Genomic DNA, 21,252 nt, shown 5'->3' with positions numbered 1-21,252 from the left:
TCGGTAACCATTTGGGCCGGCGACGAGAAGGGGGTACCGTGCCCGCAGACGACTACCTCGACGCGACGACGGCGGCGTTCGTCGGCGTCTTCGTCGCCGGACTGTTCGGGTTCGCCGCCCTGTTGGCGTACGTCGCCGGGGGCGACGTTCTGCCCGCCGTCAGAGCGCTCTCGGGCGCACTCGCCGGTCTCGGCGCCGTCTTCCTGCTCCTCGCTCTGGTCGCCGCGGCGCTTCTCGCTCGGTGAGAGGCGGACGGACCGCCGACCGGTTCCCGCGCGCGTCGTCGGCGTCGCCGCCCCCCGCCGTCGGCGATACTTTTTCGTGACGAGAGAGTGACCATTCGAGTATGGCACCCGAACTCACGGTTGTTCGCGCGGCGGACGGAGACTGGCATCGAACGGACATCTTGGGGTGTCAGCGCTCGAGCGTCATCGACCCCGCCGAGGAACGGGAGGCCGACCCGGAGGAACTCGACGGCGACCGCTGCGAGTACTGCACGTGGTGAGTCGGCGAGTCAGTCGTACTCGTAGAACCCCGTTCCGGTCTTCTTCCCCAAGTCGCCGGCGGCGACTTTCCGCTTGAGGAGGTAGGCGGGCTTGTAGCGGTCGCCGAGTTCCTCGAACAGGGTCTTCGAGGCGTCGAGACAGATGTCGAGGCCGATGTGGTCCGCGAGTTCGAGGGGGCCCATCGGCGCGTTCGTCCCCAGTTTCATCCCGCGGTCTATGTCCTCCTTCGAGGCGACGCCCTCGTCGTAGGCGCGGATGCCCTCGTTCAGCCACGGCATCAGGATGCGGTTGGTGACGAACCCCGGTTTGTCGTCGGACTCCCACGTCTCCTTGTCGAGTCGGGCCGCGAACTCGTGGGCGAACTCGACGGCGCCCTCGGCCGTCTTCTCGCCGACGACCACCTCGACGCCCTTCATCACCGGCACGGGGTTCATGAAGTGGACGCCGACGACGCGTTCGGGCGCGTCCGTCGCGGCGGCGATGGTCGTCACCGAGAGCGTACTCGTGTTCGTCGCCAACACCGCGTCGTCGGCGACGAGTCCGTCCAACTCGGCGAAGACGTCTCGCTTTACGTCCATGTTCTCGACGGCCGCCTCGACGACCGCGTCGCAGGAGGCGAGGTCCGAGAGGTCCGTCGTCCCTGTGATTCGCTCGCGCGCCGCCTCGGCCTCCTCGGCGGTCAGGCGGTCGCTTCCGACGAGTCGGTCGAGGCTCTCCTCGATGCTGTCGAAGCCGCGTTCGACGTACTCGGGTTCGATATCGCGCATCACGACGTCGTACCCCGCCGTCGCCGCCACCTGTGCGATGCCGTTACCCATCGTGCCCGCGCCGACGACGCCGACCGCCTCCACCTCGGTTACATCACGAACGTCCATGGAGGACGTGCGTCCGGTCGCGTGGTAAACGTGCCGGAGGGGAGGGTTTCGGTCGAGCGGTCGGCCACATTCGTCGGCTGGCGGACGACGTGATTGCAAAGCGACAGGCACGGAAACGCTCAAGTCGGAAACCGTGAAGGTACACCCAACGGGTGACAACGTGACCGAAGGCGGCGACGCCGGAAACGGCGTGAACGAGTACGTCGAAGCGGGACGAGTGAGCGACCGCAACCGCCTGTCGGACGCGGACGGCACCGACGCGGCGGTAGACGAGGAAGAGGAGATTCCGCTTCCGTGGAACAGCACCGACGAGAGCGACGCGTCCGACGACGAGGAGGGCCCCGAGACGTTCGAGGACCTCCGGTTCGTCGGACCGAAGACGGCCGAGGCGCTCGAATCGTCGGAGATAGACCTGTCGGATTTCGTCAGGAAGCGCATCTCGTACCGGGACCTGACCGAAATCGGCGTCAACCCCGGCGTCGCGGCGAAGATACGGCGCGAGCACTCCCTGTCGTGGTCGTTCGACGCGACGGACACGGACCTCTCGCGGCGGTCCACGCAGGTTCGCGGCTTGGACGACGAGGAACGGGCGTGGATAGCCGCGAGTTCGACGGGGTGGGGCGACGGCGACGACGAGAGCGACACGGACGAACGCGAGGGCGACTGGACCGCCGACGGCCGGACGGAGTCCGCCGACGCGGACGCGACTGTGGACGGCCGGCGGTCGACGGACGCCGACGCCGTGGACGAATCGACGTGGCGCGAACGCGCCGCCTCCGCGTCGGCGGACGCCGGAGGGGGGAAGTCGGACGACGACGCCGCGTCGGACGAGGAGACGTGGCGGAGTCGGAGCGTCGGGGGCGACGGGACGGACGCCGCGTCCGACGCCGCGCCCGAAGACGAGGAGGCGGCGTGGCGCGCCGAGTCGACGGGCGGGAGCGAACGCGACTCGAACGTGACGGACGGGGAAGCGGCGTGGCGGAGTCAGAGCGTCGAGAGCGACGACCCGACCCCCTCGGCTCGCACGTCGCAGTCCCGGAACGGGGGAACCTCCTCCGAACGCGAGGAGGCCGAGTGGCGGTCGAACGCGACGGCGGGCGACGCCTCCTCGCCCGCGACGGACGCCGAGGCGGAGTGGCGCGCCGAGAGCCTCCCCACCCCCGTGACGGTCCTCGACGGCGTCGAAGAGGCGGACGCGCGGGAACTCGCCGACGCGGGGATTCGGTCGGTCCGCCGCCTCGCCACCGCCGACCCCGAGAGCGTCGCCGACGCCCTCCAGTTGGACCAGTCCCTCGTCGAGGGGTGGGTCCGCGCCGCCGACGAGCGACTCGACGGCGTCTGAATTACTTTTTACTTTTCGAGTTAATTTACTTAGTTCGGCTATTGTTGGCCATTCGAGGCTGAGGGGCCAAAATTCTCCGTTTGATTCTGCGCTCGCGAGAATGACGACCTACAAAGATTTTATATAGTTTGTTACCCGAAATGGAAGTAATGAAACCCGGAGCCGACTCCGCCATCACTCGGAACGGCAAGTCCATCATCCTCGCGTACGACCACGGGCTGGAGCACGGACCGTCGGACTTCGACCCGGTGCCGGAGACGGCCGACCCCGAAGTCCTGTGGGAGTTGGCGACCCACTCGGCGGTGACGGCGTTCGCCGTCCAGAAGGGCGTCGCGGAGGCGTACTACCCCTCCTACGAGGACGACGTGTCGCTTCTGGCGAAACTGAACGGCACGAGCAACCTCTGGATGGGCGAACCCGACTCCGCCGTCAACTGGACGGTGGAGAACGCGGCCGACCTCGGCGCGGACGCCATCGGGTTCACCCTCTACGGCGGGTCGAACCACGAGGTGGAGATGCAAGAGGAGTTCCGCGACGCCCAAGAGGCCGCCCGGGAGAACGAGATGGGCGTCGTGATGTGGTCCTACCCACGCGGACAGGGCCTGAAGAACGACAAGAAGCCGGGCACCATCGCCTACGCCGCCCGCCTCGCCCTCGAACTCGGCGCGGACATCGCGAAGGTGAAGTACCCCGGTTCCGGCGAGGCGATGGAGCAGGCGGTGCGCGCCGCCGGGCCGACCAGCGTCGTCATGAGCGGCGGGTCGAAGACGTCCGACCGCGACTTCTTGGAGACGGTCGAGTCCGCGATGAACGCCGGCGCGAAGGGACTCGCCGTCGGTCGCAACGTGTTCCAACGCGAGGACCCGGAGGGCATCCTCGACGCCTTAGAGCAGGTGATATTCGAGGAAGCGACCACAGACGAAGCGCTGGAAACGGCGGGGCTCTGAGATGGCGACCGAAGAGAGCTCTCTCCCGACCGAAGCGAGTTCGACCGCCTCGGTAATCGACCAGATACTGGACGTGACGGCGCGGACGGCCCCGGACATCCGGCAGGGCCTCCCCACCCGGCGGAAGTACGTCGAAGGGGAGAACCCCTCGGGGGAACGTCCGATGGAGGCCGACGTGTTCGCCGACGACCTACTGCTCGAACGCATCGGCGACATCGCGGGCGTCGGCGAGTACGCGAGCGAGGAGCGCGAAGACGTCATCGGCGTGGGCGCGGGCCTCTCCGTCTGCGTCGACCCGTTAGACGGCTCCTCGAACCTCAAGCCCAACAACACGATGGGCACCATCGTCTCCGTCTACGACGCGCCGCTTCCGGCGACGGGCGACGATATCGTCGCCGCGGCGTACGTCCTCTACGGGGCGACGACGACGATGATAACGGCCCGCGACGGCACCGTCACGGAGTACGTCGTCCACCCCGACGGCTCCTACGACGCCGTCCGCGAGGACCTGACGCTCCCCGAGGACCCGACGGTGTACGGGTTCGGCGGGCGCGTCCCCGATTGGGTAGACGAGTTCGAGGCGTACGTCCGCGAGATAGAGTCGGACGACTCGATGAAACTCCGGTACGGCGGGTCGATGATAGGCGACGTGAATCAGGTGCTCACCTACGGCGGCGTCTTCGGCTACCCGACGCTGAAGGACACGCCCGAAGGGAAACTCCGCGTCCAGTTCGAGGGGTACCCCGTCGGACACATCGTCGAGACGGCGGGCGGGTACTCCTCGGACGGCCGGAAGTCGCTGATGGACGTCGAGAAGGACGAACTGCACGCGCGGACGCCGGTGTACGTCGGCAACGAGTCGCTCGTCGAACCCATCGAGGCGCACCTCGCCGACCGCTGACCGTCGGCTCATCTCTTACATGGAAAACCATTTGGAATAACGCCGCGGAGTCGAACGCATGAAGGTTCGAATCGGCGGCGACGCCTCCGCGGACGAGGCGTCGGCCATCGCCGGCGCACTCGCCCGCCACCTCGATACGAGCGTCGAAGTGTACGCCGGCGGCGACTCCCCCGCGGCGACCGCAGACCCGCCCGAGACGGCGTACCCCCTCGACGACGAACTCGGTCCGACCGACCGGGAGGCGAAACTCCGCGAGGAGATAGCCGACATCCTCGAAGGCGGCCCGGAGAAGTACCGAAACCGCCTCTCCGAACAGGGCAAACTGTTCGTCCGCGACCGTCTGGACCTGTGGTTCGACGGCGAGAGCGACGGGGATTCGACCGACGGCGCGGCTTCGACCGACGGCGAGGCGTCCGGCGTGCTCTTCGAGGACGGCAAGTTCGCCAACTTCGACTCGTGGCACCCCGACAGTCCCGAAGTCGACGCCGAGGAAGCGACCGACCGCAACCGCCTCCCCGCCGACGGCCTCATCACGGGTGCCGCGGAGTTCGAGGGGCGGAAGGTCCACTTCATGGCGAACGACTTCACCGTCAAAGCGGGGTCGATGGCGCGCCGCGGCGTCGAGAAGTTCCTCCGGATGCAGCAACGCGCCCTGAAGAACGGCAAGCCCGTCCTCTACCTGATGGACTCCTCCGGCGGCCGCATCGACCAGCAGACGGGCTTTTTCGCCAACCGCGAGGGCATCGGGAAGTACTACTACAACCACTCGATGCTCTCGGGGCGGGTCCCGCAGATATGCGTCCTCTACGGGCCGTGCATCGCGGGCGCGGCGTACACGCCCGTCTTCGCGGACTTCACCGTCATGGTCGAGGGGATGTCCGCGATGGCCATCGCCTCCCCGCGGATGGTGGAGATGGTCACCGGCGAGAAGATAGAGATGCAGGACCTCGGCGGCGCGCGCGTGCACGCCGAGGAGTCCGGAAGCGCCGACTTGGTCGCCCGCGACGAGGAACACGCCCGCGAACTCGTCGCCGAACTGATAACGTACCTCCCCGACGTGGCGGGCGAGAAACCGCCGAAATCTGAGACGGTGCCGCCGAAGTACTCCCCCGACGGCATCGACGAACTCATCCCGGAGTCGCCGAACCGCCCGTACGACGTCCACGACCTGTTGGACCGAATCGCCGACGCCGAGTCGGTCTTCGAACTCAAATCCGACTACGGAACGGAGATAGTCACCGCCTTCGCGCGCATCGACGGCCGACCCGTCGGCGTCGTCGCCAACCAACCCGCCCAACGGTCGGGGGCCATCTTCCCCGACGCCGCCGAGAAGGCCGCGGAGTTCATCTGGACGTGCGACGCCTACGAGATTCCGCTCCTCTACCTCTGCGACACGCCGGGGTTCATGGCCGGGTCGCAGGTGGAACGCGACGCAATCTTGGAGAAGGGCAAGAAGTTCATCTACGCCACCTCCTCGGCGACGGTGCCGAAACAGACCGTCGTCGTCCGGAAGGCGTACGGTGCGGGCATCTACGCGATGGGCGGCCCCGCCTACGACCCCGAGAGCATAATCGCCCTACCGTCGGGCGAGATAGGCATCATGGGGCCGGAGGCGGCCATCAACGCCGTCTACGCGAACAAGTTGAACGAGATAGACGACCCCGAGGAACGCCGGAAGCGAGAGGCGGAACTCCGCGAGGAGTACCGCGAGGACATCGACGCCCACCGGATGGCCAGCGAAGTCGTCATCGACGAAATCGTGCCGCCCTCCGACCTCCGGGCGGAACTCGCGGGTCGGTTCGCCTTCTACGAGTCGGTGGAGAAGTCCCTGCCCGAGAAGAAACACGGCACCGTGCTGTAGAACCGAGCGTTCGCCACTCTCTCGAAGGCCGGAGCCTGAATCACTCAGGGGATAGTGCGTCGATACCGTTCCGGGTCCTCGTGGAAGCAGTCCCCGACGACGACGGCGTCGGCACCCGCGTCGAGTATCTCCTCGGTCTGTTCTCGGCTCTCGATGCCGCCCCCGTACAGCAACACGGTGTCGTCGAGGTACGTCGCCGCCGCCGCGACGTCCTCCGGTCCGCCGTACGTTCCGGAGTACTCGACGTAGAATATCGGGAACCCGTAGAACGACTCGGTCGCCAACGCCGCCCCCGCCACCTGTTCGGTGGTGAACGTCGTCTCGACGCCGGAGACGGCCGCCGCCTTCGAGTCGAGATTCTGGACGACGTACCCCTCCGCGAGAATCTTCTCGGAGATCGATTGTATCGCGTCACGACCTCTCGACGCTATCAGGTCGCCGACGAGGGGAAGCCCCGACCCGAGTATCTCCTCGGGTTTGCTGCCGACTTCGGTGAAGAAATCGACGTGCTTCGCGACGAAGTTCTCTCGGTCGCCGTTGTACACCGCCGGGACGGAGAGGAAGTCCGCCGCGCCTATCGTCTCCTCGGAGACGTGACTCGAACTGTACGGCTCCTGAAACAGGGGAACGTCCGGGTGGTGCGCTCGGATCCGTTCGAGCGCGTTCAGGGAGTTCTGCCGGGTGACGCCGTCGGAACCGCCCACGATGACGAGGTCGGTCCCCTCGAGGACGGAGAGGTCCTCGGGCAGGCTTTCTGCGGGGTCCACCTTCGTGACGTGCGAGATTTCTTCCCAATCGGGCGACATGTTCCGTGGAGATGGAACAGCGCGTAATGATTCTACCGTTCGGTCGGCGGATTACGAGGGGGTCTCCGCGTCGACGGCTATCGTCGCCGACAACCGCTCTCCCCGCCGGGCGAGGCTGAACGTCGCCTCCGGGTCCTCGACGTCGTAGTACGCCTTCGACCGGAACCTGTGCGTCCACTCCTTCGTCTCGCCGGCGTCGAGTTCCAGCGAGACGCTCTCGACGGGCGTGTGCGCCACAAGCGGCCCCTGTCGGTTGAGTGCGCCGACGAACGTGCCGGGAGCGTCGCCGACGTTCTCGGCGGTCACCGTCACCGTCGCCTGTTCGCCGCCCGTCACGGAGTCGGGCGCGGAGAGTTCGACGGAGAACTCCGTCGGGGGTCGGTTCAGGGCTTCGAGAGCGCTCTCGCCTAGCGACTCCGACCCGTCGGGCCAGCTGAGTTCCACCGACTCGGCGTCGAGGGGTTTCGGCACCGAGAAGACGAGGACGTTCTCGGGGACGTCCTGGTACTCGCCGTAGTCCCAGATGCCGTTTTCGAAGTTCGTGTTCTCGTCGTCCGCGGCCGGGTCGTACGTCGCCTCTCCGGCCGTCAACGCGAACTCGCCTTTCTCGGGGAACGGTCCGTTATCCGAGAGGGTGATGATGACGAACTGTTCGTCGCGTTCCCCGAACGTACCGATGGAGTCGGGGGAGTTCGGCGAGACGACCGCCGGAGTGACCTCGACGCGTCGAAGCGCGACGTTCGTCTCGGTCGTCGGCGTTTCGTCCGTCGTTGCTTCGTCCGTCGGCGTCTCGGAGGACTTCGATGTGGAGTCCGAGCGAGTCGCACATCCGGCTAACGAAGCGAGCACCGCGCCACAGAGGAGGAGGGCGCCGCGTCTTGAGTGCGTGGAGGGCATTCTGATTCGAGATTCGACAACTTCGGGATAAGTCTTCTGTGCCGACGTGTCTGACCCGTCCGAACCGACCCGTTAGGAACCCGATACGACGCGGCTACCGCCGGGGTAACGTTCTGTTTATCCTGATAGTCCGTTCGTATACGACGACTACTGAGGGTACCTCCCGACGACCCCTCGGACATGGCCGCGCCCAACTCGACGGCGTCCCTCCCGTCGTCCGCCCTCGCCGCCACACTCGACGCGGTGGCCGACTACGAACGAACGCTGTGGGCACTCGTCGGCGTGACGTTCGCCCTCGACGTTCTCCTGACCGCGTACGGACTCGAACTCGGGTACACCGAGGGGAACCCCTTCGCGCGGGCCGTTATCGCGTCGGTCGGTCCGTTGCCCGCGATGGTCGGACTGAAGGCTCTCGTCGTCGCGTTCGCCGCCGTCGCCGCCCGCCTCGTCCCGAATCGAGGGCGGCCGCTCATCCCCCTCGCGGTGGCGACGCCGTGGGGTCTCGCGTCGATTTCGAACTTCGTCCTCGTCGTCGGGCTGTGAGCGTCGCGGACCCGGACTGGCGCGGACCACGACCCGGAATCGCGACGAGCGCTCAGTCACCTCGGAGGGAGGCGAGCAGCACGGACCACGCCAGTCCGGTCAGCCCGATGTCACGGGCGAGGACGTCGCCGAACAGACCGCCTTCGAGGATGAAGACGGCGGCGAGATAGAGACACGTCGCGGAGAGCGACACGGCGGCGACGGCGCTCGCGAGGGCGGTGTACCGGTCCGCGAGAATCGCCGCGCCGAACCCGATTTCTAACGCCCCGTTGACCAGCATGAACGCGACCGGCGAGACGACCAGCCACGGCACCAGCCACTCAACGACGTAGACGGCCCACGCCGCAGGATCCAACAGTTTGTGCACGCCCGCGGCGAACAACATCAGGCCCAGACCGACACGAGCGACCGTCGCCGCGTCGGGTGCGAACGCCGCGGCGTCGCGGACGTCGTCGGCGAACCGTCGCGCGTCCATACGACGTCGTCGCGGCCGCGGCGCAAAAACCGGGTGGTCGGCGTCCGACGCGTCCGGCCTCCGGGTCGCGGTCAGGACTCGTCGGGACGCTTCAACGACAGCACGGTTCGATCGAACGAGCAGACGACGGTATCCTCCTGATTTAGCACGTCGACGCGCATCGTCACGACGCCGCGTTCGCCGTCCGACGTCTCTCGCTTCCCCGTCACGGTCGACCGCGCGCGGAGCGTATCGCCGTGGAAGACGGGTTCGGGGTGCTCCACCTCGTCGTACGAGAGGTTGGCGACGATGGTGCCGTCGGTGGTGTCGGGTATCGTCAGGCTGACGCCGAGAGAGAGCGTGTACAGCCCGTTGACGAGTCGTTCGCCGAACCGCGTCTCCGCCGCGAACTCGGCGTCGAGGTGTAACGGCTGTTGGTTCATCGTCACGTCGCAGAACCGTTGGTTGTCGGCCTCGGAGACGGTCCGGCGCTTCTCGTGTTCGATGGTCTCGCCCACCTCGAACTCCTCGTAGTACCGCCCTGTCATGGGGGCACCTCGCGCGCGAGGAGAAAAATCGTGTCGGTCGTTCCCCCGCCGCACAGTTTGAACACGTCGCCTGGCGTACTCCGGATATGGCCAGACGAAGCCTGCTGTTCTCGCCCGGCGACCGAAAGAAACTGCTGCGAAACGCCCCGGCAACCGACGCGGACATCGTCTGTTTCGACCTCGAAGACGCCGTCGCGCCCGCCCGAAAGGAGGAGGCCCGCGAGGCGGTGCGCGCCGTCCTCGCGGACCCGTCGTTCGACCCGGACGCCGAAGTGGTCGTCCGGGTGAGCGACGCGTTCGAGTCGGATTTCGACGCTCTCTTCGGTTCCGACGGTGCCGACTCGGCGTCGGACGCGAACGCGGACTCGGACCTGCGTCTCGACGCGGTGATGGTACCGAAGGTGGACGCCGCAGGGGACGTGCGGGCCGTCGCCGACGAACTGGCCGCCCGCGGGCGGACGCTCCCCGTCTTCGCACTCGTCGAAAACGCCCGCGGCGCGTTGAACGCCCCGGAGATAGCCGACGCGGAGGCGACGACTGCGCTCGTCTTCGGCGCGGAGGACTTGGCGGCGGACATCGGCGCGACGCGGACGGCGGAGGGGACGGAGGTGTTGTACGCCCGCGAACGGGTCGTCCTCGCGGCGGCGGCGGCGGGCGTAGACGCCATCGACACCGTCTACACGGACTTCGAGGACGAGGCGGGCCTCCGCGAGGCGACGGAGTTCGCCGCGACGCTGGGGTACGACGGCAAGATGGCGATTCACCCCGCGCAGGTGGGTCCGATAAACGAGGCGTTCACCCCCGCGCCCGACAGAGTCGAGTGGGCGAAGCGGGTGCTCGAAGCGCGCGACGACGCCGACGAGGAGGGGCGAGGCGTGTTCCGCGTGGACGGCGAGATGATAGACGCGCCCCTCGTCGCGCAGGCGGAGCGAATCTTGGACCGCGCCGGGTACGATACCGTATAGGTGTCTCTCTGCGCTCTCCGTAGAAGCGGACAAATATTGCGACACGGTAACAGACCCGGCAAACTTAACCTCTCGCTGCCGGGAGGGTGAAATATGTCCGAGGAGGCAAATCCGTTTGAGAGCCTACAGGAGCAGATAGACGACGCCGCCGCCCATCTGGACGTGGGGGACGACGTCGTCGAACGTCTGAAGAACCCCGAACGGGTCCTCGAACTGAACCTCTCCGTAGAGATGGACGACGGGGAGGTAGAACTGTTCGAGGCGTTCCGCTCGCAGTTCAACGGCGACCGGGGGCCGTACAAGGGCGGCATCCGCTATCACCCGGGCGTCTCCCGCGACGAGGTGAAGGCCCTCTCGGGGTGGATGGTGTACAAGTGCGCCGTCGTGGACATCCCCTACGGCGGCGGCAAGGGCGGCATCGTCATCGACCCCAAGCAGTACTCCGAGAGCGAACTCGAACGCATCACGCGGTCGTTCGCCGAGGAACTTCGACCCCTCATCGGCGAGGACAAGGACATCCCCGCGCCCGACGTGAACACGGGCCAACGGGAGATGAACTGGATAAAGGACACCTACGAGACGCTGGAACACAAGACGGAACCCGGCGTCGTCACCGGGAAAGCGCTCTCCTCGGGCGGGTCCGAGGGCCGCGTCGAGGCGACGGGCCGGTCCACCATGATCGCCGCCCGGGAGGCGTTCGACTACCGCGACAAGGAGATGGAGGGCGCGACCGTCGCGGTGCAGGGGTACGGTAACGCCGGGTCCATCGCGGCGTACCTACTCGAAGACCTCGGCGCGAACGTCGTCGCCGTCTCCGACTCCAGCGGTGCCATCTACAAGGAAGACGGACTCGACGCCCGCGAGGTCAGAGACTTCAAGCAGGAGACGGGGTCCGTCGTCGGGTACGACGAAGCGGAGGAGGAACTGACGAACGAGGAACTCCTGACGCTCGACGTGGACCTCCTCGTGCCCGCGGCCTTGGAGAACGCCATCGACGGCGACCTCGCCGAAGATGTACAGGCCGACGTCATCGCCGAGGCGGCGAACGGTCCCCTCACCCCCGAGGCGGACGACGTACTGACGGACCGCGACGTGACCGTCGTCCCGGACATCCTCGCGAACGCCGGCGGCGTCACCGTCTCGTACTTCGAGTGGGTGCAGAACCGCCAGCGCTTCTACTGGACCGAGGAACGGGTCAACGAGGAACTCGAACGCGTCATCACCGACGCCTTCGACAATCTGGTCGAGGCCTACGAGTCGCACGACCTGCCGAACTTCCGTACCGCGGCGTACGTCGTCGCCATCCGACGCGTCGCCGACTCCTACGCCGAGAGCGGTAACTGGCCCTGAACGCGCCGTCTCCGGGCCGACTGACGCGTATCATTTTTCTGTCGGAAAAGAACTATACGGAGCGTTCGTAAGGTACGCCCGTGTCACTCCTCGAACTGGTCGAAGACGTGGAGGCGCGCCGGAAGACGCTCTACGTCGACGCGGACGACCGAAGCGCCGTCGAATCGGTCAGAGAGCGCTTCTCGGACCGGAACGTGACGGTCGTGGCGGCGTCTTCGGAACCCGACCTCCCGGAGTACGCGATGCTTACGGACGGCGACGACGTGCTTGCCGCGACTGCGCTCTCGGAGTTGCGTCCGGCGGACGAGGTGCGAACGCCCGGATTCGAAGCCGAGCCGTACCGCCCGATTCTGGACGAACTCGACGAGACGTTCTTCGCGTCGTACGACACCGAACAGATGCTGGCCGCGTCCCGCGAGATAGAGGACCGGGCGTGGCGTTCGGGGACCGGTCGCCTCTACGCGGGGTTCCAGCGCTACTCGATACTCGAAGAGCAACTCCGCGTCTACGAACAACTGGGGACGAAAGCGGAGTTAGACGTCGCCGCCCTCGCCGCGCCCGACGCTGAGTTGCCGTCACACGAGAGTACCTTCGCCGTCCGTCCCGCCTCCTCGCCCGAGATTCGGCGCGTCTGGTTCGTCGCCTTCGACGGCGGCCCGCGGCCGGACGACGGGTGCGCCCTCATCGCGGAGGAACGCGGTCCGCGGCGGTTCTCCGGCTTTTGGACGTACGACGCCGACACCGTCGAGGGCCTGTTCGAACACGTCACCGACCGGTACCTCGACGCTCGCGGCGGGTCCCCGTCGTCGGCGCGAAGCGACGTGTGAGCGTCGCGGCGGCTTCCACGTTCGGTGAGGACGATGCACGGACGTGTGTATTTCGCACACGTTCGTAACCCGAGTGATTCAAGTCGGTCCACCGCCCCCTACTCAACGATGCGTCAGGACCACCTCATCTCCGCGGCGCAACTGTCGCGGGAGGACATCGAGGCGGTGCTCGACCGGGCGGCCGAAATCGACGCCGACCCGGCGGCGTGGCAACAACGTCGCGCCGGAGAGGTTCTCGGCCTCTGCTTTTTCGAACCCAGCACCCGCACGCGGATGAGCTTCGACACCGCCATGAAGCGGTTGGGCGGTCGCACCGTGGACATGGGCCCCGTCGAGTCCTCCTCGGTCAAGAAAGGCGAGACGCTGGCGGACACCGTCCGCGTCGTCGAGGGGTACGCCGACGCCCTCGTCCTCAGACACCCCTACGAGGGGGCGGCGTCGATGGCGTCGGAGTTCGTGGACGTCCCCCTCGTCAACGCGGGCGACGGCGCGGGACAGCACCCGACCCAGACGCTGTTGGACCTCTACACCATCCGCGAGAACGTCGGACTCGACGGCATCACGGTCGGCATCATGGGCGACCTGAAGTACGGTCGGACGGTCCACTCGCTCGCGGAGGCGTTGACGAACTTCGACGTGCGCCAGCACTTCGTCAGTCCCGAGAGCCTGCAACTGCCCCGGAGCGTCCGCTACGACCTCCACGAGTCGGGCGCGCAGGTCCGCGAGCACACCGAACTCGACGAGGTGCTCCCGGAACTGGACGTCCTGTACGTCACGCGCATCCAGCGCGAACGCTTCCCCGACGAGAACGAGTACCGGAAGGTCGCCGGCGAGTACCAGATAGGCTTGGACGACCTCTCGGCGGCGAAAGACTCCCTGACGGTCATGCACCCGCTTCCGCGCGTGGACGAAATCGCGCCGGAGATAGACGACACGGCCTACGCGAAGTACTTCGAACAGGCGCACAACGGCGTCCCGGTTCGGATGGCGCTTCTGGACATGCTACTGGAGGATAGTCAATGAGCGACTCGAACAAGGAACTCCGCGTCTCGAAGATACGCGACGGCACCGTCATCGACCACGTCTCCGCGGGACAGGCGTTGAACGTCCTCGCCATCCTCGGCATCGACGGGTCGGGCGGCGAGGGCGTCTCCATCGGGATGAACGTCCCCTCCGACCGCCTCGGCAACAAGGACATCGTGAAGGTCGAGGGGCGCGAACTCAGCCAATCGGAGGTGGACGTCCTCTCGGTCATCGCCCCGGAGGCGACCATCAACATCGTCCGCGACTACGAGGTGGTCGACAAGAAGCGAGTCGAACGCCCCGACGTCGTCGCGGGCATCCTCTCGTGTCCCAACCGTAACTGCATCACGACGGCCGACGAACCGGTCGATACGCGGTTCGAGGTGCTCTCCGACGGTCTGCGCTGCGCCTACTGCGGAACCATCGTCCGCGAGGACGAAGTCGGCTCGCACCTCAAGGTGTCCTGACCGACCGTCTCGGCGGTTCGCCCGTTCGCCCGCGTCCCGTCGGCGGCGACGGCGAGTCGTTCTCGCAGAATGTCTCGCGTCGAAATCACTTTGTACCGCGTGGTCGAACTGGAGCGTATGTCCGGAAAAGCGAAACTGGTCCTCGTACTGTCCCTCGTAGCAGCCCTCTACCTCACCCTGTCGGTTGGGTCCGAACCGATAGAGGTCGAAGTCGAACAGTAACGCGAGTCGGCGCTTCTCGAACGGAGCGCCCCGCGAAAGCCTGTTTTCGGTGTCCGTTACGCCGCGACAGATTCGGGTGCGTCGGCGGCGGGAGTCGCCCCCGTCGGTGACCGACAGCGAACGACTCTTCATCGTCGGCGCGAAACGTCGTGGTATGTACGGCGTCGTCACGCGCAACGCGGAGGAAGTCGAGGGGGACGTCTTCGACCGCGGATTCTACGAGGTCAAGGACGTGACCGGACGGGCGTCGTCCCCGTTGCCGAACGCGGTGAACATGGTGTCGTGCTTCGGCGACACCGCCGCCGCGAACTCGGACCCCGAACTCGTCCCCGTGGACGCGGAGGGGAACCTCGCCACCCGCGACCAGACGTACTTCGATTGGGCGTACATCTGCCCGACGAACGAGGAGTACCGAACCGGCCTCTTGGAAATCGTCGAGGACTGCGCCGCCGAGAACGAGGACGTGCGCCTCGACGACGTGGGGTTCCCGCGCGAGGAGTACTGCCGGTGCGACCGGTGCGAACGCCTCTTCGAGGAGAGCGACCACGACGACCGGATGGCGTGGCGCGCCGAGGTGGTAACGGAGTTCGTCGCGGAGGCGGCCGAGCGAATCCCCGGTCGGACGTACCTCACCCTCTATCCCGACCCGTACCCGGGGCACCTCTACCGACGGGCCGGACTTGACGTGGAGGCCCTCGCCGAGTACGTAGACGAGTTCGTCGTCCCCCTCTACGACGTGGACTACGGGACGACATACTGGCTGGAGACCATCGCGAAAGGGTTCGAGACGCTCCTTGCGCCCCTCGATACGCCGTTCTCGATAGAACTGTACGCCGTCGACGTGGACGTGGACGCTCTCATCCACGCGACGGAGGTGGCCTCGGAGTACGGCAAGAGCGTGTTCTTCGGCTACGACGCCTCGAACGCCACCGCCGCGCTCCGACGGATGAACGCCGACTCGCAGTCGGGCGTCACGCACCGCCCCGGCGACGCCGAGTGAGGGGGCGAGGTTACAGATACCCCGAGAGAAAGAGGATGGCGACGACGCCGAGGACGAACACGACGAACGCGAAGACGAACAACCCGTAGAGGAGTCGACGCTGACCCGTCGTCGGTTCTGCCATACCCGACGCATGGGACGCCACGCGTTTATTTCGAGCGGTCGAACGGGCGTTCGGTCCCGGAGGGGGTCCGGCGCTCAGTCGCTCAGGTCTTCGAGGGGGTCGACGTTCTCGTAGGTGGGCGTCGGTCCGTCGCCGGGCGCGGCCCACTCGGCGGCGTTCGCCAGAACGTTGCGCACGTCGTCGCGGTAGTAGATGGGGTACGTCTCGTGGCCCGGCCGGAAGTAGAAGACGCGGCCCGACCCGCGGGCGTAACAGCACCCCGATCGGAACACCTCGCCGCCCTCGAACCAACTCGTGAAGACGAGTTGCTCCGGGGCGGGCACGTCGAAGTGTTCGCCGTACATCTCGGCTTCGGGAATCTCGACGTACTCGTCGAGTCCGTCGGCGATGGGGTGGGAGGGGTCGGTCACCCAGAGACGCTCTTTCTCGCCGGACTCGCGCCACTTCAGCGAGCACCGCGTGCCCATGAGTCGCTTGAACGGCTTGGAGTAGTGCCCCGAGTGGAGGACGAGAAGGCCCATCCCGTCTAAGACGCGTTCGACCACGCGGTCAACCACCTCGTCGTCCACCTCGTCGTGCGCGCGGTGGCCCCACCACGTCAGCACGTCCGTCTCGTCGAGAACCGCCTCGGTCAGGCCGTGTTCGGGGTCGTCTAGCGTCGCCGTTTGCGTCTCGTATCCCCGTTCCTCGTACCCCTCGGCGATGGCCTCGTGGATGCCGTCGGGGTACACCTCGGCGACTTCCTCGTCCTCGCGTTCGTGTCGGTACTCGTTCCAGACGGTGACGCGCACGTCGGACATACTCCCGGCGTCGAACGGCGCGAGTAAGTAGCCACCGCCCGCACCCGACGGGTCCGGCGCGCGTCGTCGGAGAGTTCGAGTCGCTCACAGCACCGTCCGGACGAGGCGCGCTTCCGCCTTCTGGAGGTGCTCCGCCGCCGTGCTTCGCGCGCACCCCAGTTCCGCCGCCACCTCCGCTATCGTCGCCTCCCGCGGCGTCTCGTAGTACCCCACCGCCATCGCGGCAGAGACTGCCTCGCGTTGACGCGAGGTGAGCGCCGATTCGGCCGTCCGCCGCGCGGTGTCGTACTCCCCGACGCGTTCGACGGCGACGCCGATGCCTTCGGGGACGTTCGCCAACGCTTCGCGGAGCGTCTCCGACTCGCCGAGCACCTCGAACGTCACCCCGCCGGACGCCTCGTAGCGGAGGGGCGGGAGGACGATGAGGCTCTCGCGGGTGAACGTCGCGTACAGCGTTCGCTCCACCTCCGTCGTCTCTCCGAGCGTGAAGCAGTAGAACCGATTCTCGTCGATTCGCGTGACGTCGAACGTCTCGATTTCGGGCGTCGAACGCAGTCCGTCCGCGACTTTCGCGGCGTCGCCGACGAGGTAGAAGAAGAGGGCGGGCATCTCGAAGTCGGCGAGGTTCCAGTGCAGCATCCGCACCCGTTCGACGAACGGCCGTTCCGTCATGAGCGTGTGGACCGGGTGAATCTCGCGGCCCGCGGGTTCGACGGTCAGACGAAGGTACTTCACGGCCCTCCGTTCGTCGCCGCAAACATAAAGAGCCGAACATCTCTCGCAGAATCGACCTCCGGCGAGGGGTCCATGCTCCGGTATGCACGCTCCGCTGACAGTCCTCCTCCCCGAAGCGGTCGCTCGGATACTGTTCGGGGGCGACCCGACGCTCCCGGAGCAACTCGCGTCCGCGTTGGTGGCCGCCGTCGTCGTCTGCCTCGTCCCGTTGACCTGCGCGGCCGTCGTCATCTGGGCGAAGCGCAAGGTGACGGCCGCCTTCACCGACCGAGTCGCGGTCAACCGAATCGGGCCGTTCGGCCTCCTCGTCATCGTCGCCGACATCTTCCGCCTCCTCGGCAAGGAACTCATCATCCCCGACGGCGTAGACCGCCCGGCGTACGACATCGGACCGTTGCTGGTCCCGCTCTCGGCCTTCCTCGGGTTCGCCGTCGTCCCGATGGGGTCGGCGTTCGGCGTCAGACTCCAGTTGGCCGACCCGGAGACGGGACTCGTCTACGCCTTCGCCGCCGCCTCGCTATCCACGCTCGGTCTCACGATGTGCGGGTACGCCTCGAACAACAAGTTCTCGCTCCTCGGCGGCCTCCGCGCCGTCGCGGCGAACATCGCCTACGAGATACCCCTCGTCGTGTCCGCCGCCTCGGTGGTGCTGTTCGCCGGAACCCTCCGCACGAGCGGAATCGTCGCCGCCCAGCAGACGCCGCTTCTCACGCTCGGCGGCCTCCAAATCCCGTCGTGGTACGCGTTCGTCAACCCCTTCGCGTTCGTGCTGTTCTTGATCGCGAACCTCGCGGAGGTGGGCCGCAACCCGTTCGACGCCCCCGAAGCGCCGACGGAACTCGTCGCGGGCTATCAGACCGAGTACGGGAGCGTCTACTGGGTGCTCATCTACATGGGCGAGTTCGTCCACCTCTTCTTGGGCGGCGCGTTGGTCGCCACCGTGTTTCTCGGCGGCCCCGCCGGACCGGTCCTGCCGGGCTTCGTCTGGTTCCTCGTCAAAATCTGGGCGGTGTTCCTGTTCACGCAGTGGGCGCGGTCCGCGGTCCCCCGACTCCGCATCGACCAACTCATCGTGGTCGGGTGGAAGGGGCTCCTCGTCCTCTCGTTCGTCAACCTGCTCGTCACCGCCGTCGTCGTCGGCCTGTTAGCTTCGTAGGCGGCAGGGACGCGGCGGTGCGGCGGCGCGGCGGCGCACTCGAACCGCGGGAAATCCACCCGCTAGCGGCCCTCGAACGCCGGGTCGCGCCGTTCGAGGAACGCCTCGACGCCCTCGGCGTGGTCGTCCGTCCCGAACAACGCCCCCTGCGCGGCCGCCTCGTGTTCGATGGCCGTCTCCAAGGACACCTCGAACCCCCGACGGAGCAGGCGCTTCGACGTTCGCAACGCGGCCGTCGGTCCCGCGGCGATGTCGGAGACGAACGCCTCGCTCTCCGCGTCGAAGGAGTCGGCGTCGAAGACCCGGTTCGCCAGTCCCACCTCCGAGGCCCGTTCGGCGTCCAACACTTCGCCGGTGTAGACCAACTCCTTGGCGACGCCCGCGCCGACCTCCCGGGGAAGGAGGTAGGAGACGCCCGAATCGACCGCGAGTCCGAGTTTCTCGAAGCCGAACCCGATGCGGCCGTCGGTCGAAAAGAGGCGCACGTCGCAGGCGAGAGCCAAGGCCGCGCCCGCGCCGATGGCCGGGCCCGCTATCTTCGCCACCGTCGGGAGGGAACAGTCGAAGACGCGCTTTACGACGCCCCCGGTGTCGTCGATGACGTGGCGAACCGCCTCCTCGGTCGTCAGTTCGCCGCCCTGCAGTCGCATCATGGCGTTCACGTCGCCGCCGGCGCAGAAGGCGTCGCCCGCGCCCTCGAAGACGACGCACCGCGCGTCGTCGTCCAGTCCGTCGAGGGCGTCGCGAACGCCCGCCGTCAGGTCAGTCGTCAGCGCGTTCCGCACGTCGGGGCGGTTCAGCCTCACGGTGACGACGCCGTCGGACGAGGAAACGAGGACGGAGTTGTCAGTTTCGTCGCTCATACGAACGGCGACGGCGGCCGCGCAGAAAAGTTCACGGTCGATACAACTGTTCCAGGCCGTCGCCAAGTCCCGGCCCCTCCGGAACCTCGATTCGCCCCTCGGAGACGGGCGCGGGGTCGGGCGCGAGGTCCGAAGCGAGCATCGACCCCGTGGCGAGGCCGCAGGCGGGCACGTCCGGCACCGCGGCGGCGACGTGAACCGCGCCGAGGCGCGCGACGACGGCGTCTATCGTCGTCGTGACGACGCACTCGACGCCCGCCTCCCGCGCGCGCCGAACCGCCGCCAGCGTCCGGTCGGGGCCGCCGAGCGACATCGGTTTGCAGACGAGCACGTCCGCCGCGTCGGCGTCGAGGACGGCCGAAACGCTCGTCGTCGAGAGCGACTCGTCGAGTGCGACGCCGACGCCCCGCCCGCGGAGGGCGGCGTGGTCGGACGCCCTCTCGGCGGGAAGCGGTTGCTCGACGTACGAGAAGTCGAGTTCGGCGGCGACGTCGAGCATCCGTTCGGCCGTCGCCGCGTCCCACGCGCCGTTGGCGTCGGCGCGGAGTTCGGCGGCGTCGCCCGCGGCGTCGCGGGCGGCGCGCAGGCGTTCCTCGTCCGTTTCCGGGGACCGCGCGCCGACTTTCACCTTCACGCAGTCGTACCCCTCCTCGACGGCCGTCCGCACCGCGTCGGCCGTCTCCGCGACGGACCCGTCGCCGACGGTGGCGTTGACGGGGACGGCGTCGGCGGCGGGGTCGGCGAACCCGGCGTCCGCCGCGAGGGTGTCGCAGAGGCGTTCGCCCGACTCGCGCGCCGCGGCGTCCGTGCGGGCCAGAGAGACGCCGTGCCGCGCGGCGGGAGTGGAGTCGTCGGGCGTCCCGCGTTCGAGGGCCGCGCGGCACTCGTCCAGCGATTCGGTCCACCCCGGAAGCGGCGTCGCCTCGCCGAGTCCCCCGTCGGTCCGAACGAGAAACCCCGTCCGCGAGTCGATGGTCCCGGCCGCGGTGTCGAGGGGGCGGGCGAGTTCGACGGAGAAGCGTTCGATTCCCATCAGAACCACGACGGAACTCGGACCGCCAACCCGGCGGCGAACAGGACGGCGTACATCGCGAGCAACTTGCCCGTCCGTTCGAGGGCGGGGTTGAGCGCGTCGCCCGTCGTCTCAGAGAGGACCGTTCGGGCCACGGAGGCGGCGTACGGAAGCGAGAGGAGGGGGAGCAAGACGGTGACGCCGTAGTCGGGGCGGCCGAGGAACCAGAGGGGGACGAGGTAGGCGACTGCCAGCATGGCGAGGAACTCCCCGCGGGAGAACCCGTAGCCGAACCGGACGGCGAGGGTGCGCTTTCCGGTCGTCGCGTCCTCCTCCTTGTCGCGGACGTTGTTGACGACGAGGATGTTCGTCGAGATGGCCGCGACGGGGAGGGAGGCGACGACGGCCGCGAGGGGGAGCGTGTTCGGCGGGACGCCGACGGGGAACGGCGCGGCGAGAACCGACGCCGCCTGCACGTAGTAGGTGCCGGTGACGGCGACGACGCCGAAGAAGACGAAGACGAACAGGTCGCCGAGTCCGTGGTAACCGAGGGGGTAGGGTCCGCCGGTGTAGGCGATGCCGGAGGCGACGGACAGCAGACCGATTACGAGGATGGGGACGCCGCCGACGTAGACGAGGTACGTCCCCACAACGACGGCGGCGGCGAACGTGAGGTACATCGCCCGTTTCACCTCGGCGGGGTCGATGAGGCCGCCCGCGGTGACGCGGGTGAACCCCTCCCTGTCTTCGGTGTCGGCGCCCTGTATCGCGTCGTAGTAGTCGTTGGCGAAGTTGGTCCCGATTTGGATGAGGGCCGCGCCGAGGAACGCCGCCAACGCCGGAAGCGCGGCGAACACGCCGTCGTGAAGCGCCACGCCCGCGCCGACGACGACGGGGGCCGCCGCCGCGGGGAGCGTCTGCGGACGGGCGGCCATGACCCACGCCTTCGTCCGCGAGATGTTCTGCGTACTCATTGCGTTCTCCTCGGGACGGGGTGAGCCTCAAAGTTGGCATCTCGCTCCGCGGGC

24 protein-coding genes are annotated in these 21,252 nt (G+C 67.5%); 14 read left to right on the top strand and 10 right to left on the bottom strand.

The window, feature by feature from the left end:
- The first annotated feature begins 38 nt into the window (after positions 1-38).
- Positions 39-245: a hypothetical protein gene (locus tag BLS11_RS07320; protein WP_175454405.1), complete on the top strand. Its 207-nt coding sequence runs from the start codon at positions 39-41 to the stop codon at positions 243-245.
- Positions 246-346: 101 nt separating this feature from the next.
- Positions 347-505, top strand: coding sequence for a hypothetical protein (locus tag BLS11_RS19350; protein WP_175454404.1), 159 nt, complete (start codon positions 347-349; stop codon positions 503-505).
- A 9-nt stretch (positions 506-514) separates the two neighbouring features.
- Here the strand turns inward: BLS11_RS19350 and BLS11_RS07315 are convergent, their stop codons facing one another.
- A complete protein-coding gene (locus BLS11_RS07315) occupies positions 515-1,381 on the bottom strand; it encodes a 3-hydroxyacyl-CoA dehydrogenase family protein (protein WP_092535298.1) in 867 nt (288 codons plus the stop codon).
- Between the two features lie 133 nt (positions 1,382-1,514).
- Here BLS11_RS07315 and BLS11_RS07310 point away from each other — a divergent pair, with 133 nt between their 5' ends.
- The 4 genes from BLS11_RS07310 (at position 1,515) to BLS11_RS07295 (ending at position 6,432) form a co-directional block, all read left to right on the top strand.
- Positions 1,515-2,723 (top strand): DUF7409 domain-containing protein, encoded by a 1,209-nt coding sequence (locus BLS11_RS07310; protein WP_114936163.1) that lies wholly within the window; start codon positions 1,515-1,517, stop codon positions 2,721-2,723.
- Between the two features lie 149 nt (positions 2,724-2,872).
- Positions 2,873-3,670, top strand: a complete 798-nt coding sequence (locus BLS11_RS07305; RefSeq protein WP_092535292.1) for a class I fructose-bisphosphate aldolase — start codon at positions 2,873-2,875, stop codon at positions 3,668-3,670.
- Position 3,671: 1 nt separating this feature from the next.
- Positions 3,672-4,571, top strand: a complete 900-nt coding sequence (locus tag BLS11_RS07300; protein ID WP_092535289.1) for a class 1 fructose-bisphosphatase — start codon at positions 3,672-3,674, stop codon at positions 4,569-4,571.
- Positions 4,572-4,629: 58 nt separating this feature from the next.
- The gene (locus BLS11_RS07295; RefSeq protein WP_092535286.1) at positions 4,630-6,432 is read left to right on the top strand and encodes an acyl-CoA carboxylase subunit beta; all 1,803 of its coding nucleotides are present in this window, start codon (positions 4,630-4,632) and stop codon (positions 6,430-6,432) included.
- Between the two features lie 44 nt (positions 6,433-6,476).
- On the opposite strand, the gene BLS11_RS07290 is transcribed toward BLS11_RS07295, so the two are convergent.
- Entirely contained in the window at positions 6,477-7,238 is a 762-nt protein-coding gene (locus BLS11_RS07290; protein WP_092535283.1) for a geranylgeranylglyceryl/heptaprenylglyceryl phosphate synthase, read from the bottom strand.
- A gap of 51 nt (positions 7,239-7,289) precedes the next feature.
- On the bottom strand, positions 7,290-8,135 hold the full coding sequence (locus tag BLS11_RS07285) for a hypothetical protein (RefSeq protein ID WP_092535280.1): 846 nt from the start codon (positions 8,133-8,135) through the stop codon (positions 7,290-7,292).
- A 180-nt stretch (positions 8,136-8,315) separates the two neighbouring features.
- Between BLS11_RS07285 and BLS11_RS07280 the strand changes: the two genes are divergently transcribed.
- Positions 8,316-8,678 carry a DUF5658 family protein gene (locus BLS11_RS07280; protein WP_092535277.1) on the top strand — a complete coding sequence of 121 codons (363 nt, stop codon included), beginning with the start codon at positions 8,316-8,318 and terminating at the stop codon, positions 8,676-8,678.
- A gap of 52 nt (positions 8,679-8,730) precedes the next feature.
- Here BLS11_RS07280 and BLS11_RS07275 read toward each other — a convergent pair whose 3' ends face one another.
- Positions 8,731-9,153, bottom strand: coding sequence for a DoxX family membrane protein (locus tag BLS11_RS07275; RefSeq protein WP_092535274.1), 423 nt, complete (start codon positions 9,151-9,153; stop codon positions 8,731-8,733).
- Between the two features lie 71 nt (positions 9,154-9,224).
- Positions 9,225-9,680, bottom strand: coding sequence for a MaoC family dehydratase (locus tag BLS11_RS07270; protein ID WP_092535271.1), 456 nt, complete (start codon positions 9,678-9,680; stop codon positions 9,225-9,227).
- Positions 9,681-9,766: 86 nt separating this feature from the next.
- Here BLS11_RS07270 and BLS11_RS07265 point away from each other — a divergent pair, with 86 nt between their 5' ends.
- From BLS11_RS07265 to BLS11_RS07240, 6 genes are all read left to right on the top strand, one after another.
- A complete protein-coding gene (locus BLS11_RS07265) occupies positions 9,767-10,645 on the top strand; it encodes an HpcH/HpaI aldolase/citrate lyase family protein (RefSeq protein WP_092535268.1) in 879 nt (292 codons plus the stop codon).
- 93 nt (positions 10,646-10,738) lie between these two features.
- Positions 10,739-11,995, top strand: coding sequence for a Glu/Leu/Phe/Val family dehydrogenase (locus BLS11_RS07260; RefSeq protein ID WP_092535265.1), 1,257 nt, complete (start codon positions 10,739-10,741; stop codon positions 11,993-11,995).
- 80 nt (positions 11,996-12,075) lie between these two features.
- Positions 12,076-12,822, top strand: a complete 747-nt coding sequence (locus BLS11_RS07255; RefSeq protein ID WP_092535262.1) for a DICT sensory domain-containing protein — start codon at positions 12,076-12,078, stop codon at positions 12,820-12,822.
- A gap of 108 nt (positions 12,823-12,930) precedes the next feature.
- The gene (gene pyrB, locus BLS11_RS07250) at positions 12,931-13,845 is read left to right on the top strand and encodes an aspartate carbamoyltransferase (RefSeq protein WP_092535259.1); all 915 of its coding nucleotides are present in this window, start codon (positions 12,931-12,933) and stop codon (positions 13,843-13,845) included.
- Complete coding sequence (gene pyrI / locus BLS11_RS07245; protein ID WP_092535255.1) at positions 13,842-14,312, top strand: aspartate carbamoyltransferase regulatory subunit; 471 nt, start codon at positions 13,842-13,844, stop codon at positions 14,310-14,312. Before pyrB ends, pyrI begins: the two co-directional genes overlap by 4 nt.
- Before the next feature lie 376 nt (positions 14,313-14,688).
- Positions 14,689-15,534 carry a hypothetical protein gene (locus tag BLS11_RS07240; RefSeq protein ID WP_092537186.1) on the top strand — a complete coding sequence of 282 codons (846 nt, stop codon included), beginning with the start codon at positions 14,689-14,691 and terminating at the stop codon, positions 15,532-15,534.
- Between the two features lie 198 nt (positions 15,535-15,732).
- On the opposite strand, the gene BLS11_RS07235 is transcribed toward BLS11_RS07240, so the two are convergent.
- Both BLS11_RS07235 and BLS11_RS07230 read right to left on the bottom strand, forming a co-directional pair.
- A complete protein-coding gene (locus tag BLS11_RS07235; RefSeq protein WP_092535252.1) occupies positions 15,733-16,458 on the bottom strand; it encodes a ThuA domain-containing protein in 726 nt (241 codons plus the stop codon).
- Positions 16,459-16,542: 84 nt separating this feature from the next.
- Positions 16,543-17,193 (bottom strand): helix-turn-helix domain-containing protein, encoded by a 651-nt coding sequence (locus BLS11_RS07230; protein ID WP_092535249.1) that lies wholly within the window; start codon positions 17,191-17,193, stop codon positions 16,543-16,545.
- 82 nt (positions 17,194-17,275) lie between these two features.
- Between BLS11_RS07230 and BLS11_RS07225 the strand changes: the two genes are divergently transcribed.
- Positions 17,276-18,349, top strand: coding sequence for a complex I subunit 1/NuoH family protein (locus tag BLS11_RS07225; RefSeq protein WP_092535246.1), 1,074 nt, complete (start codon positions 17,276-17,278; stop codon positions 18,347-18,349).
- A 62-nt stretch (positions 18,350-18,411) separates the two neighbouring features.
- Here BLS11_RS07225 and BLS11_RS07220 read toward each other — a convergent pair whose 3' ends face one another.
- Genes BLS11_RS07220 through BLS11_RS07210 form a run of 3 tightly spaced genes read right to left on the bottom strand, consistent with a single transcriptional unit; the run spans position 18,412 to position 21,198 of the window.
- Positions 18,412-19,212, bottom strand: a complete 801-nt coding sequence (locus tag BLS11_RS07220; RefSeq protein ID WP_092535243.1) for an enoyl-CoA hydratase/isomerase family protein — start codon at positions 19,210-19,212, stop codon at positions 18,412-18,414.
- A 31-nt stretch (positions 19,213-19,243) separates the two neighbouring features.
- Positions 19,244-20,245, bottom strand: coding sequence for a mandelate racemase/muconate lactonizing enzyme family protein (locus BLS11_RS07215; RefSeq protein WP_092535239.1), 1,002 nt, complete (start codon positions 20,243-20,245; stop codon positions 19,244-19,246).
- Entirely contained in the window at positions 20,245-21,198 is a 954-nt protein-coding gene (locus BLS11_RS07210) for a 1,4-dihydroxy-2-naphthoate polyprenyltransferase (RefSeq protein WP_092535236.1), read from the bottom strand. Before BLS11_RS07210 ends, BLS11_RS07215 begins: the two co-directional genes overlap by 1 nt.
- Positions 21,199-21,252: the final 54 nt, after the last annotated feature.

The sequence above is a fragment of the Halopelagius longus genome (genome assembly GCF_900100875.1).
GTDB classification, from domain to species: Archaea; Halobacteriota; Halobacteria; order Halobacteriales; family Haloferacaceae; genus Halopelagius; species Halopelagius longus.
This window is presented reverse-complemented; position numbering and strand designations above follow the sequence as displayed.

Coding starts and splice junctions, on each gene's coding strand:
- BLS11_RS19350 (WP_175454404.1), top strand. CDS start 347: ATGGCACCCGAACTCACGGTTGTTCGCGCGGCGGACGGAGACTGGCAT.
- BLS11_RS07315 (WP_092535298.1), bottom strand. CDS start 1,381: ATGGACGTTCGTGATGTAACCGAGGTGGAGGCGGTCGGCGTCGTCGGC.
- BLS11_RS07305 (WP_092535292.1), top strand. CDS start 2,873: ATGAAACCCGGAGCCGACTCCGCCATCACTCGGAACGGCAAGTCCATC.
- BLS11_RS07300 (WP_092535289.1), top strand. CDS start 3,672: ATGGCGACCGAAGAGAGCTCTCTCCCGACCGAAGCGAGTTCGACCGCC.
- BLS11_RS07295 (WP_092535286.1), top strand. CDS start 4,630: ATGAAGGTTCGAATCGGCGGCGACGCCTCCGCGGACGAGGCGTCGGCC.
- BLS11_RS07290 (WP_092535283.1), bottom strand. CDS start 7,238: ATGTCGCCCGATTGGGAAGAAATCTCGCACGTCACGAAGGTGGACCCC.
- BLS11_RS07285 (WP_092535280.1), bottom strand. CDS start 8,135: ATGCCCTCCACGCACTCAAGACGCGGCGCCCTCCTCCTCTGTGGCGCG.
- BLS11_RS07280 (WP_092535277.1), top strand. CDS start 8,316: ATGGCCGCGCCCAACTCGACGGCGTCCCTCCCGTCGTCCGCCCTCGCC.
- BLS11_RS07275 (WP_092535274.1), bottom strand. CDS start 9,153: ATGGACGCGCGACGGTTCGCCGACGACGTCCGCGACGCCGCGGCGTTC.
- BLS11_RS07270 (WP_092535271.1), bottom strand. CDS start 9,680: ATGACAGGGCGGTACTACGAGGAGTTCGAGGTGGGCGAGACCATCGAA.
- BLS11_RS07265 (WP_092535268.1), top strand. CDS start 9,767: ATGGCCAGACGAAGCCTGCTGTTCTCGCCCGGCGACCGAAAGAAACTG.
- BLS11_RS07260 (WP_092535265.1), top strand. CDS start 10,739: ATGTCCGAGGAGGCAAATCCGTTTGAGAGCCTACAGGAGCAGATAGAC.
- pyrB (WP_092535259.1), top strand. CDS start 12,931: ATGCGTCAGGACCACCTCATCTCCGCGGCGCAACTGTCGCGGGAGGAC.
- pyrI (WP_092535255.1), top strand. CDS start 13,842: ATGAGCGACTCGAACAAGGAACTCCGCGTCTCGAAGATACGCGACGGC.
- BLS11_RS07240 (WP_092537186.1), top strand. CDS start 14,689: ATGTACGGCGTCGTCACGCGCAACGCGGAGGAAGTCGAGGGGGACGTC.
- BLS11_RS07235 (WP_092535252.1), bottom strand. CDS start 16,458: ATGTCCGACGTGCGCGTCACCGTCTGGAACGAGTACCGACACGAACGC.
- BLS11_RS07225 (WP_092535246.1), top strand. CDS start 17,276: ATGCACGCTCCGCTGACAGTCCTCCTCCCCGAAGCGGTCGCTCGGATA.
- BLS11_RS07220 (WP_092535243.1), bottom strand. CDS start 19,212: ATGAGCGACGAAACTGACAACTCCGTCCTCGTTTCCTCGTCCGACGGC.
- BLS11_RS07215 (WP_092535239.1), bottom strand. CDS start 20,245: ATGGGAATCGAACGCTTCTCCGTCGAACTCGCCCGCCCCCTCGACACC.
- BLS11_RS07210 (WP_092535236.1), bottom strand. CDS start 21,198: ATGAGTACGCAGAACATCTCGCGGACGAAGGCGTGGGTCATGGCCGCC.